The 519-nt window shown below is 48.4% G+C and carries 2 tRNA genes; both read right to left on the reverse strand.

The features are described from left to right. Positions 1-206 precede the first annotated feature (206 nt). Positions 207-282, reverse strand: a tRNA-Ala gene (locus JIF53_RS00030). A 96-nt stretch (positions 283-378) separates the two neighbouring features. Beyond that, positions 379-455: transfer RNA gene (locus JIF53_RS00035), tRNA-Ile, on the reverse strand. Between the last annotated feature and the right edge of the window lie 64 nt (positions 456-519).

The raw sequence follows: 519 nt of genomic DNA on the forward strand, positions 1-519 counted from the left end.
ACCACTTCAACGACAACACCGGATAACGCTTGAAATCGCTATCACTTTGAACATTTTCTCTCGGAGATAATGAGAGAAAAATATTCGTGTTCTATCTCGTCCAATTTGTTAAAGAGCAAATCTGACCCAGTGATCAGAAAGGAAGGCTTCATCGATATGAAACATTCGTTTCTGTACACTGCTAACCGAAGTTAGTCAGTAAAGTTTGGTGGAGCTAGGCAGGATCGAACTGCCGACCTCCTGCGTGCAAGGCAGGCGCTCTCCCAGCTGAGCTATAGCCCCAAGAAGCTATCTACAAGAATTGATCAGATCTAGGCGTCGAAGTGCGCCGCATAGCCTGCTATGCAAGTACTTCGACAACGACGAGCTGAGCAATTCTGGTGGGTCTGGGTGGACTTGAACCACCGACCTCACCCTTATCAGGGGTGCGCTCTAACCACCTGAGCTACAGACCCAAAACACGGGCCTGCATAGACCCATCTGCTCTCTTTATTAGCCAACCAAGTAATTCGTGTGGAC

The organism is Marinobacter sp. bablab_jr008 (genome assembly GCF_016464145.1).
GTDB classification, from domain to species: domain Bacteria; phylum Pseudomonadota; class Gammaproteobacteria; order Pseudomonadales; family Oleiphilaceae; genus Marinobacter; species Marinobacter nauticus.